Source organism: Arthrobacter sp. V1I7, assembly GCF_030817015.1.
In the GTDB taxonomy this organism is placed as follows: domain Bacteria; phylum Actinomycetota; class Actinomycetes; order Actinomycetales; family Micrococcaceae; genus Arthrobacter.
In genome coordinates this window covers 3,663,017-3,676,308 of sequence record NZ_JAUSYS010000001.1, presented here as the reverse complement: position 1 = coordinate 3,676,308, position 13,292 = coordinate 3,663,017, and the positions used below count along the sequence as shown (strand labels likewise).

The window sequence follows — 13,292 nt, the reverse complement described above, 5'->3', positions numbered from 1 at the left end:
CGAAAGGGTCCTCAGCCCGCAGCTGAAGCAGTACGAGAGCTTTCGGGCTCCTTCTGCCAGGGCCAGCGCCCGGTGATCTCCAGCTCGAGCGAGAAGCTCAGGAACGTCCGGATGAGCACGATAATGGCCAGCACGCCGACGCTCTCGTAGGTGGGAGCGACGGCGACGGTCCGGATAATGTCCGCCGCGACCAACAGTTCCAGGCCCAGCAGGATGGATCGACCCAGCAGTCGGCGGTAGGAACGGTAAGCGGAGAGCGGTTCGGATCCGGCCGGCAGGCGCCGCGGCCGGAATCCCCGCAACGCCAGCGGGATGGATACGACGGCGCCGACCACCATCACGGCCACGCCAGCGAAGTCCATATAGCGGCCGACAGTCTCAATAATGTGCTGAAAGTCCATGGTTCCCCTTCGAATACGGGCAGTGAAGTGAAAGCAGACTAGGGATGACGGACGCCGACGCCGGCCAGAATGTCGCGGTAACCTTCGCGGAAGCTCGGATATCGGAACTCAAAGCCGGTGCTTCGAAGCAGCGCATTGCTGCAGCGCTTGTTGCCGCCCCGCGCCGGCTCGCCGCCCGCCTTGGAAGTGCCGCCCGCCCTGGAAGGGCCGCCGCCGGCATTCGAGACGGAACTGCCGGACGACGGCGGCCGGGGGAGTCCCAGTTCGGCCGCCAGGAAGCTCAGCACCTCGCCCAGCTCAGCAGGATCATTGTCGACTCCCAGATATACGGGCCCAGGAACCGCCTCCATGGTGCACAGCCGGACGATTGCGGCAGCGGCGTCGTCGCGGTGGATGCGATTGGTGAAGCGCGGTTCGGCCGGGAGTACGGCTGTTCCGCCGCGCACCTGGTCAATCAGGCGGGTCCTGCCCGGGCCGTAGATGCCGCCGAGCCGCAGGGCCACGGGGATGATGCCGGTGCCCCGCAGGCGGTCGAAGAGCAGCTCCTCCGCCTCGCGGATGATGCGGCCCGAGAACCCGCCGGGTTCCGGCGTCGTGCTTTCATCAATCCAGCCGCCGCCGGCGTCCCCGTAGACGGCCGTGGAGGAGACGAAGAGGACCCGGCCGATGCCGGCGTCGGACGCCAGCACCGCATCCAGCACCTTGGACAGCCCGTCAACATAGGCGGCCCGGTAGGCCTTCTCCGTGGGGGAGTCCGCCGCAACGGCGACGACGACGGCGGACGTGTCCGCCGGGATGGGCGGCAGTTCGCCGGAACTCAGGTCAGCCGCGGCCCCTTCGATCTCGGCCGGGAGCTTCTCCGGCGAACGCCGCCAGCCCAGCACGCGGTGCCCGGCCGCGGCAAAGCGCAGCCCGGCCTCGGTGCCCAGGTCGCCACAACCGGCTAGCAGTACAGTCATGGAGCCAGTCTGCCAGTGTTAAGGAGACGACCGGCTCCCCGAAACGGATATCTGATGGACGCGCAGCCCGACGTTGGACGGCTTACGGCTACCGTGCGGGCACCGGGAAGAAGGCCCGCGGGTCCTGCAGCAGCGCGGGGTAATCGAAGGCCGAGCGGTCCACGATCTCGTCCACCTGGAAGTTGCGCGCGAACTGGCCGTCGACGGTGATCGGACGGCCCAGGACCTTGCCCACGGCGAAGGAGCGTCCGCCGTCGACCGGGATGGCGACTATCGAGTTGCCCGGAAGGGTGGTGAACGCCTCTTCCTGCTGCTGGCGTTTCCGGGTGGGCTTCTTGACGAGCTGCTTCGGCGGAAGCTTGCGCTGCTTGGCCGGGCGGCGCGCGCCGGAATCGGCATAGACGAATTGGTAGTCGTCGTCCGCGGCAGCGGCCTTCGCGCGTCCGACCGGCGGCAGGCGTGACGGTCTTCAGCTGCTCCGGCTCGGTGTCTCCGAGCGGAAGTCGGAGTACCCACATGCGCTCACCGGCGGGATCCTCGGGCAACAGCTCGAGCCGGGGTTCGGGCCAGACGTACTCCAGGTCCGCTTCGGTATCCGGGAACAACGGGGCGTAGAAGCGCGGGTCCTTGGCGATCAGCCGGGAGCGGTGGCTCAGGTGGAAATCGGGGTCGCCGAGCCATGGCGGCATCGGGATCTTGGCGGCGTAGTCGGGGTGCGCCGCCTGGGGCGCGAACTCCATGATCTTTTCGCGCGTGGTGTCCTCGCCGCCCCGGGACGTCCACTCATCCACCATGGCCAGGCCGTACAGGGTCAGCGCGGGAACGTACCCCATCCACATCCGGACGGCGGGGTGAGACTGCCAGCCGTACTCCGGAATCACCAGCGCACGCAGGATCTGCAGCGCTTCAACGCGCTGCTTGCCGAGCCGCACGCGGTCCAGGGCCGCGGCGCTCTGCTGGAAATCGGGGAAGGGGAGGAAGGTCTGCATCTCTCCAGTTTGGGGCCCCGGAGCAAATGCGCCAATTGCAGGGCCGTCGTGGTGAGCGCGTTCACATTTCGGGACAGGGGAGACAGTGGTGTCGGGGAGCGGATAAAATAGCATGAACCATTCCCGCCGCCCCGGAAGACACGCCATGAATACTGCAGTTTCGGCGCCCTTCGCGCCCAAGTACGGACAAATGCTCAGCCCCGAAGCGAACGGCATCCTGGTGCTGGAAGAATTCACCATCGACCCGGAGGCGGCCCGCAAGGAACAACACGGTTTCCGGGCAGCCATGGCATCCCTCGCGCTCACGATGCGGCGACTGCTCGCGCTGCGTCTGTTCATCGCAGTGGTGGCCATCGCCAACCTGCCGTTGTTCCTGCTCTCCAGCGGCTGGGAGATCTACGTCATCTCGCTGGCATTGGTGGTGGCGGTCCACGCCGCAGTGTCATGGCTGAACCGGCACGAACCACGAATCAAGCAGCGCCGGATGCTCGAACTGCACCTGCACCGGGAGCAGAGTGCCAATTACCGCAAGGTCCGAGACGCCGTGAAGTACGTCATTGATGCGCCGGCCCGGATGAATGAAACCCTTTACCTTGAGCTTCTTGCGGGCAAGCGGGTGGCCCTCCACCTCGCGATGGGCACCGTTGCCCTGCTGGACACGAGCGACGATGGCGCGTGGAAGGTACGGATCGTCCGCGAAATACCGCGGGCAGCCTGAAGTCCCCCGGCGCCGGCCGGCAAGGCCTGGACGGCGCATGCCAACCGCGCGACCAAGAACAGCATGACCAAGAACAGCACGACCAAAAACAGCATGACGAAAGAACAGCACGACGCCGGAGCTTTCCCCTTGGGGGGACCGCTCCGGCGTCATGGTTTAAACACCCCTTCCGCGCGCGGATTACGCGCGCGCGGATTATGCGGGAAGCCGCAATATCTGGCCGGCGAACACCAGCTGCGGGTTGCTGATGGTCGCGGTGTTGGCGTCGGCTAGCCGTTGCCACCCTCCGGCGATGCTGAGCTTGGCAGCGATCTTGCTCAACGTGTCGCCGCTCTGGACGGTATAGGTCTCGCCGCTCTGGACGGTATAGGTCTCGCCGCTCAGCGGTACAGCGGCAACGTGACGCGCTGCCGGGGCGGCGGCTTTGGGCGCATTCCGGCCAGTCGCCTTGGCCGCGGGCGGGGCCGCTGCGGGCGACCGCGCTACTGATACGCTTTTCGGCGCTTCAGCGCCCCCGGACAAGCCAAGCTTGGCGGCGCACGCGGGCCACGCGCCCCAGCCCTGGCCCGCCTGCACCCTCTCAGCGACGGCGATCTGCTGCTCGCGGCTGGCGTTTGCCGCCGAACCCGTGCCGCCATAGGCCGCCCACGTGCTGGGGCTGAATTGCAGCCCTCCCGCATAGCCGTTGCCCGTGTTGATGGCCCAGTTGCCGCTGCTTTCGCATTGGGCAAGGGAATCCCAGACGTTGGTAGCGGTGGAGCCAGGGACCGCCGCGTTGGCCGATGTGGCGGAAAGCGCTACACCGGCGATCGAGACCGCCGCAAAAGTGATGCCGCGGCGCGCGACAGTGCTGTGGGTTGATTTCTTCATGGTGACAGATGCTCCTGAGGGCCACCGCTGCTCGGTCCGTCCCCGGACGTTGTCGCACCACTGCCCGCCCCATGACAATAGAGGTCATTGCGGTGTCCGCCGGTCGGGCAGTATCTGGTGGTGGCGGCACCGGGCATTCAATACCCGGAATCGGGCATGGACCCTAGGCTAAGGGAGGGCCGTTCCGTTATCAAGACGTGATCTTTCCTGATTTCTGCCCGACAATGGAGCCGCCGGCGGCCTCGGGCTTGGGGGCCGCTGACGCCGCAGCGCGGGCACGGTCCGGTTTCCGGAGCATTCCGACCGTGGAGCCCGAACTCGGCGTGCCGCCGCGCTGTTGAAACGCGACGGCGGCATCCCCGGTCTATCGGTCCTGACCGGGGGCGGGCATATCCTTACCGGATGGACACTTACGACGGCGGCGCTGACGCCCCCGGAACAGACGCGGCAGCCACCGACCCGGACAGCGGCGCCGCGCCGGCACCGGCTGAAACGCCCGGGGGAGTTGATGGCGCGCTGCCGGTTGCGGAGCTGCACCTGCACATTGAGGGAACGCTGGAACCGGAGCTGATTTTCGCGCTCGCGGAACGCAACGGAATCCAGCTGCCGTATGCCAACCTGGCGGAGCTTCGCTCGCGCTATGAGTTCACGGACCTCCAGTCCTTCCTCGACCTGTACTACGCCAACATGGCGGTGCTGCAGACCGAGCAGGACTTCGCCGACATGACCCGGGCGTACCTGGCCCGCGCGGCGCTCGCCGGGGTCCGGCATGCAGAGATCATGTTGGACCCGCAGGCCCACGTGTCCCGCGGGGTGTCACTGGAGACCTGCATCAACGGGGTCGCGTCCGTGCTGAAAGGTTCCCTGGAGGAGTTCGGCATTTCCACCTTGCTGATTGCGGCCTTCCTACGAGACCTCCCCGAGGAATCCGCCCTCGATGTACTGGAGCAGCTGCTCGCCCTGAACGCCCCGATCGCCGGAATCGGCCTCGATTCCGCGGAAGTGGGCAACCCGCCGGCGAAGTTCGAGCGGCTCTATGCCCGCGCCAAGGAAGCCGGGCTGCACCGGATCGCGCACGCCGGCGAGGAGGGACCGCCGTCGTACATCATCGAGGCGCTGGAGATCCTGGAGGTGGAACGGATCGACCACGGCATCCGCTGCATGGAGGATCCCGAGCTGGTGGAGCGGCTGGTGAATGATCTCATCCCGCTGACCGTGTGCCCGCTGTCGAACGTCCGGCTCCGGGCCGTGAACATGCTGGCGGACCATCCGCTGCCGGCGATGCTCGCGGCCGGGCTGAACGTGAGCGTGAACTCGGACGATCCGGCCTATTTCGGCGGGTACGTGGACGACAACTTCGAAAAGCTGAAGTCGGTGATCGGCCTGTCCGAGTTCGATTGCGTGCGCCTGGCGGCGAACTCGATCCGTTCCTCCTTCGCAAGCGAGGAGCGAAAAACCGAGCTGCTGGCGGAACTGGCGGCGTCCGGGCAATGAGCTCCGCACCACACCGATCGGGATCCCGTAGGGTGGCAGGCCGGCGCTCTAGCGCCTCTATAGCGCTGGTCGCGCTGAAATGCAGGCCGGTCTGTGTCTGGTCCTGGTTGGTTCCTTAGCGAGAAGGGCCATGTCCGGAAACCGGCCGCTGGAGGCTCTCTCGGATCAGTGCGCACAGTACTGCCGCCTCACTGATGGCGGGTTCCCTTGTGGCCGTTAGCAGCGTCAATGGACCCTGACCGGCCAGGCTTCGGAGCCGGGAAAGGGCGGCTGCAGGCTCAGGTTCTTTGAGCTCTCTGCGATAGCGCCGGCTGAAATCTTCGAAGAGGCCAGGGTCGTGGCCGTACCACTTGCGCAGCTCAGCTGATGGGGCTACCGCTTTGCACCATTCGTCGAAGTGCGCCTTTTCCTTGCTTAGGCCACGCGGCCAGAGGCGGTCCACGAGGATACGCGTGCCGTCCGTTTCCAAGGGGTCTTCATAGATGCGCCGTACTTTCACTTCATGTCGGGTGGCCATTAGGGTGTCTCTCCTTTCGCGGACGGCGTGGTGGTGGCCGTCCGCTGCGAGTTCCTTGTCGGACATGGTTCACGGTTGTGCACGGCCTGTGGCATCTTCACCGCCCATGGTCCGAGTGTCGCGGAGGGCAAGCGCTGCCTGGACGAGTGCGGCATGAGTCAGGGCTTGTGGGAAGTTGCCCAGAAGGGCGCCGGTAGCCGGATCGATTTCTTCGCTGTAGAGGCCCAGCTGGTTGGCCTTGTCCAGGAGCGCTTCGAAGAGTTCGCTGGCTTCGGAGTGCCGGCCGGTGTGTGCGAGGGCCTGAACCAGCCAGAACGAGCAGGGCAAAAATGCCCCTTCAACTCCGGGCAGCCCGTCCTTCCCTGGCGGATACCGGTAGAGGAGTGGAAAGCCGGCGGACAGCTCCTCGCGGATGACGTCTACGGTTCCTTTGACGCGTTCCGAGCCGGCCTCTTCGAGGCCGATGATGGGCAGGACGAGCAGTGCGGCGTCCAGGTCGGAGGATCCGTAGATGCGGGTGTAGGTGTTCCTGACCGGGTCGAAGCCCTTGGTCTTGATCTCGTCGGCGATATTGTCCCTGGCTGTCTGCCATCGCCGTTGCTGCCGTGGGCGAAGGTGATGGGTCTGGCCGATCCGGAGCGCCCTGTCCAAGGTGAGCCAGCCCATCATTTTGGAGTGCACATGCTGGGCGGCGTCGGCACGGATCTCCCATATCCCGGCATCGGGCTCCTGCCATCGCCGGGCCACCAGGTCAGTGAAGCCGCGCATGGCCCGCCAGGTCTCTGAATAGAGCCGGTGTCCGTCGTTCACCAGCACCCAGGCCGCGTCCAGGACCCAGCCGTAGCCGTCAAGCTGGTGTTGATGGGCGGCGCCGTTACCGGTCCGGACCGGCGTGCTGTTCGCATACCCTGGCCAGCCGTGGAGCGTACGTTCCCGGGGAACATGTCCTCCGGTCAGGGTCAACAGGGCCGGCAGGCGGGGCCGCTCAAGCCTGCTGGCGTGCAACAGCCAGCCGAGGAATTTGCGCGCTTCAGCGGATTTGCCGGCACCCAGGAAGGACCCGACGCCGATACTGGCGTCCCGCGGCCAGGCGTATCTGTAATCCCAGTTGCGTATACCGCCCACATGCTCGGGCAGGGAGGTGGTGGGTGCCGCCACCGGTGCGCCCGAGGGCGAATAGGTCAGCAGCCGCAGTGTGAGCAGGCTCCGGAGGACCGGTTCGCGGAACGGAATTCGTTGATCAACCTCCGCTGTCCATTCGCGCCAGCGGGCCTCGTCGGCCTCGGCCAGGTCCCAGGCTGATTCCGGATCGAGGTGAATGAGCGGTTCCCCGTACGCCACCGCCAGTACGAGCGTCACAGGCTGGCCGGGCAATACGGTCACGAATAGCTGCTGGCCCGGCTGCAGTGCCAAGGCCGGGCTGCAGCCCAGGGACAGGGCCAGCGGGCCCCATTCGTAGACCAGGTCCCGCCCGCGGCGGACTCGCGGCCGGCGGTGCTGTTCGCCCAGCCTGGGGTCAAAGTCGATGACGGCCCGCACGGATGAACCTTCTGCCGAGAGGCGTCGGATCAGAACTGTCGTCGGAAGCAGCTGGCCGGCGACTTCAGCGACCATGGCTTCGGTGAGGATGAGCCGGCCTTCGCCGGATGACCAGATTGTTTCCAGGGTTGCGCTGTGGGGGCGGTAGCGGCGGGATAGCATTCGTGCAGGAAGGGCCGGCCCGGCCACAAAGGTCCCTGCTTCGGCGCCGCCCAGGAGCGCACCGAAAACAGGCTCGCCGTCGAACGTGGGGGCGCAGAGCCAGTCCACGGCGCCGGCGGCGGAGATCAGGGCCGCGGTGCGGGTGTCGCCCAGCAACCCATAGTCCGCGATGGGCGAGGGCTCCCAGCCCCGGGCGGCGGCGGAAACCTTTTCGCCGCTTTCGGTTTCGTGTGTTCTGCGGTGTGTTCTCATGACGCCCTCAGGAGCATTCCGAGAACTGTGCCATAGACCAGGTGGGCGACGATGGCGACCGCGGGTGTCTGAATGCCGTAGTTCAGGCCCAGCAGGCCAGGGGGTTCCAGCACAGCTCTGTTGGCGGGCCCTGCCCTGGTCGAGGCCATGCGGGGGTGGGCGCCGGGCAGCAGGGGAAGGATGACCGTCAGCGCGACGGCGACGTGGAGCAGCCCAAGCAATGCCCCGATCCACCAGGTTGCCTGGTCCAGGAGGGCAAATGTTGCGGCGTATCCCAGGGCGAATACCTGGCCGGCGGCAAGGTGGATAAAGAAACCCGCGATTCGTGCCCGGTCCGGGTCCGGGGTCAGCAGGGTGCCAAGCACCAACGGCAGGTCAAGGCGTGTCCAACCGGCCATTTGTGCTGCAATCATCACGGCAGTCAGCGCGCCGGTGGCCAGAAGACCAAAGAGAGCCCAGCCTTGCCAGTCCATCTCAACTGCCCGAGGGTGCTTTCGCCAAACGCAGGTAATCGATACGCGCCACGCCCCGGAACGGCAACGGGTGGTGAGCGACCAGCAAACCTGCGATGGCCGCCTGCGCCCCGTCAACATCGATGCCTGCAGGCGCGCCGCGCTTAAGGTCAAGCTGGTCCAGTTCATCAGTTGGGTCGGTGTACTGGCGCTGCCGGTCCTGATACTGAGGGGATAACATGATGCCCTATTCTAAAGTTGGGTATCTTGAATTTAGAACGTATACTTGGTTGCGTCAAGTCCTCTTGGAGGTGGTTGAATTTGCCCATGGATTCTTCGTCGATTTCACCGCACAGCCCCGACGTCGCCACGCTGGCGGATCCTGTAAGGCGCTCTCTTTACCGGGCGCTGATACGCAGCACGGTTCCACTCTCCCGGGATCAGCTGGTGCGGACACTGAACCTCGCTCCGAGCACCGCATCCTTTCACCTGGAGAGGATGGTCCGTGAGGGGTTGCTGGAAACGGAAAGCAGAAAGTTGGGCACGCGGACGGGTCCGGGATCCGGAAGGCCGACCAAGCTGTACAAACCCGCACTTGATGAGGTCAGCGTTTCCATTCCCGCGCGCGAATACGAACTCGCAGCCCGTTTGCTCGCCTCCGCGATAGAAGCATCCGTCGCGACCGGAGAACCTGTCGAGGAAGCCCTTCGCGCGGTTGCCTACAACGAAGGCCAAAGACTAGGACTCCGCGCAGGAAACATCGAGCAAGCCCTGTCCGACAACGGGTTTGAACCCGAGACCGACGGACAGGGACTGGCTTTAGGCAACTGCCCCTTCCACCGTCTCTCCAGGGACCATACTCAGGTCGTCTGCGGTCTCAATGCCGCCCTCCTGCAGGGAACGCTGGACGGATGCAACGACACTCAACACCGGATCGAGCCAGCGCCCGAGAGTTCAGCCTGCTGCGCCCGGCTAACCGCCGTGACGGAATGAGCGGCACCGCAGCTTAAGGCGCAGGGGCAGAACTGCGATACAGAGGTGCCGGGAGTTTACCCAGATTCCGCTGCCAACTGCCGCCGCAGCCGCTCGGGGTAGTCGTCGTAGCTTGCGATGACGTCGGCCAGATCCAGCATGGGCGGGAAATCGATGATCGGTTGATGGGTGGCCAGAAACACCGCCGTCTGCCTGACCACCTGCCGCTCGTCGGCGCCCTCCAGCTCCAGTTGTTCAAGCACGCCGGGATCGACTCTGAACCTGGACTCGATCACTTCCCCCTCGGCCTGGGTACGCACCAGATACTCGTGCTCGATTAACGCCTCAACCTCAAACTGAGCTTCCATGTCAGAAGCGTACGCCCAAGACGCCGGCGCCGACCACGAGGATTGCCTCAGAGTCACCAATGGATCGGTCGACGTCGACGGCGGCCTGATCCTGCAGGAATTCGAGTCGGTGGCGGGCACGCAGTTGCCAGATGGTCATTACGCGACGGTGGCCGGCTTCGTCATCGACCGGTTGGGTTGCCTGTCCGAAACCGGTGACAGAGTGAAGATATCTGGCCAGGTGCTGACGGCAATCGGTCCGGCATGGAAGCCAACGGCGACGACATGGTTCCGTCATAGTGGGTCACGACACACAAAGTTAACCGATTCCACTCGCGAAAACGCCCACATTCTTGGCAAGATGCAGGTGGATCAATAGCTTCTAAAGGAGACCCATGGGCGCGAACACCGCGGAAAACACCAACCTTCGGCTCAAAGCCGTGCTGGATGTCTTGGCAGAGGGGGTGTGGACGGGTGAAAAACTCAACGCCGGAGCCGTATTGGGCGAAGCGATCGAGCAGGTGCCGCTCAATGACCATGAACGTGAACTGCTAAGCGGCGGCATTCCCCGCGGCCACAAGACGCTGACCACCGCCACCGCAAAGCTGGTCAAGGCCGGCTGGCTGGTCAAGGGCCGGTCCGGCTGGTCGATCACCGAGGATGGCCAGCGGGCCACGGTCGCCTTCGCCGAGCCGGCTGCTTTCGCCGCAGCGCTCGACGCCGGCACTCCGGTTCCAGCCGGCACGCCCCTGCCGGCTGCTCCCGCCGGCAAGCCTGCGGTGAAGGCCGCTTCCGCGGAGGAGCCGCCGTCGAAGGCCGCGAAGGTGGCCGGCAAGGCCGCCAAGCTGATCGAAGACGCCGTCGCCCCGGTCACGAAGGCCGTGCGGAAGCGCAAGACAGCTGAGAAGAAGCCCGGCGCCGCTGAAGCTCCTGCTCCGTCCGCTGCCACCGCCGCCGCCCCCGAGGCTCCCGCACTCAGCACCGAAACCATCGAGCAGCCGGAGGCCGTTGCCGTTGCCGGTGACTTCAACATCCTGCTGGGTGCACCCGCCAACTGGGCTCCGCAGTACGACGAATCGCAGATGGAACTGGACGAGGTGGACCAGCTGTGGAAGATCGCGGCGGATCTTCCGGCCGGCTTCTACAGGTTCAAGATCGCCTTGAACCGCTCCTGGGATGAAAACTACGGCGCGTACGGGGAATTCGACGGGCCCAACCACGAGGTGCATCACGGCGGCGGCGTCCTAGTCATCCACTACGATCACCGGACCCGCGACATCATCCTGCCGTAGGCACCGACACCATATCGTCCTGGCGACGCGCCAATGACCCCTCGACAACGGAATTCCGGCGTCGAGGGGTCATTTGCGCGTCGCGGGCCGCAATTTGCGTCGTGAACCTGCCCGCTGCTGGCTGAGCTCCCCTAGAACCGTGTCGGGTCAGGGCCAGGCGGCACCGGCCCGGGGTCCGGAATCGGAAGCGGCCCGGGCGCCGGGAACGGCCCCGGCGCCGGTGACGGCCCCGGCTCCGGAATCGGCGGCGGTGGTGTGGGCGGGCCCGGCTCCGGGGGAAAAGGGTCCCCCGGCTCGGGCTGCGGCGTCGTGGGTCCGGGATCCGGCGGGAACGGTTCAGGTTCGCGTGGCGGTGGAATGGTCATGCTGGGCTCCCTCTTATTTTGCGGTCCGGGTCAGTGGATCAGGCGCTGACCAGTGGGGTCTGTCATTGCGCTTCGGTTCTGCGGCGCAGAACCTTGAGTTCCCAGGGCCGCAGGCGCAGCCGGCCGCCGTAGGAAGCAGCACCGGAAGCAGCACCGGAAGCGGCCGCGGAAGCGCCGCCGTCGGGCGGGTAATTCCCGAGTATCAGTTCGGCTCCGCCCCAACTTTCATCACTGAGCTCCGCGGCGTGTTCCTCCCCGGAGAAGTTGCCCAGCACCAGCAGCTCCCTGGTCTCTGCGGGACTCCTGAGCGACCGTGTGAACGCGTAGACGTGCTCGTCGTCGGGCAGCAGCATGGTGAAATTCCCATGCGAGACCGCACGCTCAGCGTGCCGCAGTTCAATCACCGTGCGGTAGAAGCTGTAGACCGAGTCGGGGTCGTCCACCTGGGCGGCGGCGTTGATGTGGTTGGCGTTCGGGTTGACGGCGATCCACGGCGCGCCGGTGGTGAACCCGGCATGGCGCGAGGCATCCCACTGGACCGGGGTCCGGGCGTTGTCCCGGTTTAGCGGCGCGAGCGCGGCGAGCACTTCGGCGTCGGTGTGGCCGAGGTGGGTGGTCGCTTCGCGGTGGTGGTTGAGGACCTCGATGTCGCGGTAGTCGCTGATCGCGCCGAACGTCATGTTGGTCATGCCGAGTTCCTCGCCCTGGTAGACGTAGGGCGTGCCCCGGTGCAGGTGCAGGATGCCGGCGAGCATCTTGGCGGAGAGTTCGCGGTAGTGGCCGTCATGGCCGAAGCGCGACACGGCGCGGGCCTGGTCATGGTTGCCCCAGTACAGGCTGTTCCAGCCCCGCTCGGCCAGGCCCTCCTGCCAGCGGCCCAGGGTGCGCTTCAGCTCGGTGAGTTTGAGCTTCTTCGGCCGCCACTTGTTGCCGTCTTCCTGGTCCAGGGCCACATGCTCGAACTGGAACACCATGTCCACCTCGGCGCGCGCGGGATCCGTGAACAGGATGGCTTCCTCCACCGTCACGCCGGGCATTTCGCCGACCGCCAGCAACTGGCCGCTGCGGCCGGCGAAGACCTCGCGGTGCATCTCCTGCAGGAACTCGTGGATGCGGGGGCCATTGATGTAGAAGGGGGTGCCGTCGCCGTAGAGCTTGCCATCGGCGATGGGCCCGTCCGGGAGGGCGATGTCCTTGGAGATGAAGTTGATGACGTCCATCCGGAACCCGTCAATGCCGCGGTCCAGCCACCAGTTCATCATGTCGTAGACCGCGGTCCGGACCTCGGGGTTTTCCCAGTTCAGGTCCGGCTGCTTCTTCGAGAAGATGTGCAGGTAGTACTCGCCGGTGGCCTGGTCGAACTCCCAGGCAGGTCCGGAAAACGCCGAGCCCCAGTTGTTCGGTTCCGCGCCTTCGCCTCGCTGGGAGGACCGGGCAGAAATTTCCCGGGGTTGCCGCCACCAATACCAGTCCCGCTTCGGGTTGTCCTTTGAGGAGCGGGATTCCATGAACCAGGGGTGCTCGTCGGAGGTGTGGTTGACCACGAGGTCCATGACCAGCTTCATGCCCCGCACGTGGAGGCCGTCGGTGAGTTCCTGCAGGTCCTCGAGGGTCCCGAAGAGCGGATCCACGTTGCGGTAGTCACTGATGTCGTAGCCGTTGTCATCCTGCGGTGAGGTGTAGACCGGCGAGAGCCAGACGACGTCGACGCTGAGCCGGTGAAGGTAGTCCAGCTTGCTGATGATGCCGCGCAGGTCGCCGACGCCGTCGCCGTCGGAATCGGCAAAGCTGCGCGGATAGATCTGGTAGACGACGGCGCTCTGGAACCAGTCGCGGCCGGCTGCCTCGTGCACCTCGGCAGGTGCTTGGTGGACCGTCATGTGGGGCTCCTCAGCTGGACCGGCAGGCTGTCGCGGGCAGCGCCGCGGCCGCCTCGCCAACGTCTGATTATCGAACAGTTGGC

The 13,292-nt window shown here is 65.8% G+C and carries 14 protein-coding genes and 1 pseudogene; 5 read left to right on the top strand and 10 right to left on the bottom strand.

The window, feature by feature from the left end:
* Positions 1 to 11: 11 nt before the first annotated feature.
* The 3 genes and pseudogenes from QFZ69_RS16870 to QFZ69_RS16860 form a co-directional block, all read right to left on the bottom strand.
* Positions 12 to 401, bottom strand: a complete 390-nt coding sequence (locus QFZ69_RS16870) for a DUF1622 domain-containing protein (RefSeq protein ID WP_306912966.1) — start codon at positions 399 to 401, stop codon at positions 12 to 14.
* Positions 402 to 439: 38 nt separating this feature from the next.
* Positions 440 to 1,360 carry an NAD-dependent epimerase/dehydratase family protein gene (locus QFZ69_RS16865; protein WP_306912965.1) on the bottom strand — a complete coding sequence of 307 codons (921 nt, stop codon included), beginning with the start codon at positions 1,358 to 1,360 and terminating at the stop codon, positions 440 to 442.
* 88 nt (positions 1,361 to 1,448) lie between these two features.
* Positions 1,449 to 2,349: pseudogene (locus QFZ69_RS16860) on the bottom strand (MSMEG_6728 family protein).
* A gap of 145 nt (positions 2,350 to 2,494) precedes the next feature.
* On the opposite strand from QFZ69_RS16860, the gene QFZ69_RS16855 reads away from it, so the two are divergent.
* Positions 2,495 to 3,067 (top strand): hypothetical protein, encoded by a 573-nt coding sequence (locus QFZ69_RS16855; RefSeq protein WP_306912963.1) that lies wholly within the window; start codon positions 2,495 to 2,497, stop codon positions 3,065 to 3,067.
* A gap of 195 nt (positions 3,068 to 3,262) precedes the next feature.
* On the opposite strand, the gene QFZ69_RS16850 is transcribed toward QFZ69_RS16855, so the two are convergent.
* Positions 3,263 to 3,937 (bottom strand): transglycosylase family protein, encoded by a 675-nt coding sequence (locus QFZ69_RS16850; protein ID WP_307000293.1) that lies wholly within the window; start codon positions 3,935 to 3,937, stop codon positions 3,263 to 3,265.
* 402 nt (positions 3,938 to 4,339) lie between these two features.
* Here QFZ69_RS16850 and QFZ69_RS16845 point away from each other — a divergent pair, with 402 nt between their 5' ends.
* The gene (locus QFZ69_RS16845; RefSeq protein WP_306912961.1) at positions 4,340 to 5,431 is read left to right on the top strand and encodes an adenosine deaminase; all 1,092 of its coding nucleotides are present in this window, start codon (positions 4,340 to 4,342) and stop codon (positions 5,429 to 5,431) included.
* A gap of 115 nt (positions 5,432 to 5,546) precedes the next feature.
* Here QFZ69_RS16845 and QFZ69_RS16840 read toward each other — a convergent pair whose 3' ends face one another.
* The 4 genes from QFZ69_RS16840 to QFZ69_RS16825 are packed head-to-tail and all read right to left on the bottom strand — an operon-like array spanning position 5,547 to position 8,594.
* Positions 5,547 to 6,014 (bottom strand): DUF488 domain-containing protein, encoded by a 468-nt coding sequence (locus tag QFZ69_RS16840; protein ID WP_306912960.1) that lies wholly within the window; start codon positions 6,012 to 6,014, stop codon positions 5,547 to 5,549.
* Positions 6,015 to 6,017: 3 nt separating this feature from the next.
* A complete protein-coding gene (locus QFZ69_RS16835) occupies positions 6,018 to 7,901 on the bottom strand; it encodes a glycoside hydrolase family 15 protein (RefSeq protein WP_306912959.1) in 1,884 nt (627 codons plus the stop codon).
* Entirely contained in the window at positions 7,898 to 8,374 is a 477-nt protein-coding gene (locus tag QFZ69_RS16830; protein ID WP_306912958.1) for a hypothetical protein, read from the bottom strand. Before QFZ69_RS16830 ends, QFZ69_RS16835 begins: the two co-directional genes overlap by 4 nt.
* Before the next feature lies 1 nt (position 8,375).
* A complete protein-coding gene (locus tag QFZ69_RS16825) occupies positions 8,376 to 8,594 on the bottom strand; it encodes a hypothetical protein (protein ID WP_306912957.1) in 219 nt (72 codons plus the stop codon).
* 86 nt (positions 8,595 to 8,680) lie between these two features.
* On the opposite strand from QFZ69_RS16825, the gene QFZ69_RS16820 reads away from it, so the two are divergent.
* Positions 8,681 to 9,346 (top strand): metalloregulator ArsR/SmtB family transcription factor, encoded by a 666-nt coding sequence (locus tag QFZ69_RS16820; protein ID WP_306912956.1) that lies wholly within the window; start codon positions 8,681 to 8,683, stop codon positions 9,344 to 9,346.
* Between the two features lie 56 nt (positions 9,347 to 9,402).
* Here the strand turns inward: QFZ69_RS16820 and QFZ69_RS16815 are convergent, their stop codons facing one another.
* Entirely contained in the window at positions 9,403 to 9,693 is a 291-nt protein-coding gene (locus QFZ69_RS16815) for a hypothetical protein (protein WP_306912955.1), read from the bottom strand.
* On the opposite strand from QFZ69_RS16815, the gene QFZ69_RS16810 reads away from it, so the two are divergent.
* On the top strand, positions 9,692 to 10,051 hold the full coding sequence (locus QFZ69_RS16810) for a transporter associated domain-containing protein (RefSeq protein ID WP_306912954.1): 360 nt from the start codon (positions 9,692 to 9,694) through the stop codon (positions 10,049 to 10,051). The two genes, QFZ69_RS16815 and QFZ69_RS16810, sit on opposite strands and share 2 nt — an antisense overlap.
* Positions 10,052 to 10,067: 16 nt before the next feature.
* Positions 10,068 to 10,964 carry a glycosidase gene (locus QFZ69_RS16805; RefSeq protein ID WP_306912953.1) on the top strand — a complete coding sequence of 299 codons (897 nt, stop codon included), beginning with the start codon at positions 10,068 to 10,070 and terminating at the stop codon, positions 10,962 to 10,964.
* A 427-nt stretch (positions 10,965 to 11,391) separates the two neighbouring features.
* On the opposite strand, the gene QFZ69_RS16800 is transcribed toward QFZ69_RS16805, so the two are convergent.
* Complete coding sequence (locus tag QFZ69_RS16800) at positions 11,392 to 13,209, bottom strand: alpha-glucosidase (protein WP_306912952.1); 1,818 nt, start codon at positions 13,207 to 13,209, stop codon at positions 11,392 to 11,394.
* Between the last annotated feature and the right edge of the window lie 83 nt (positions 13,210 to 13,292).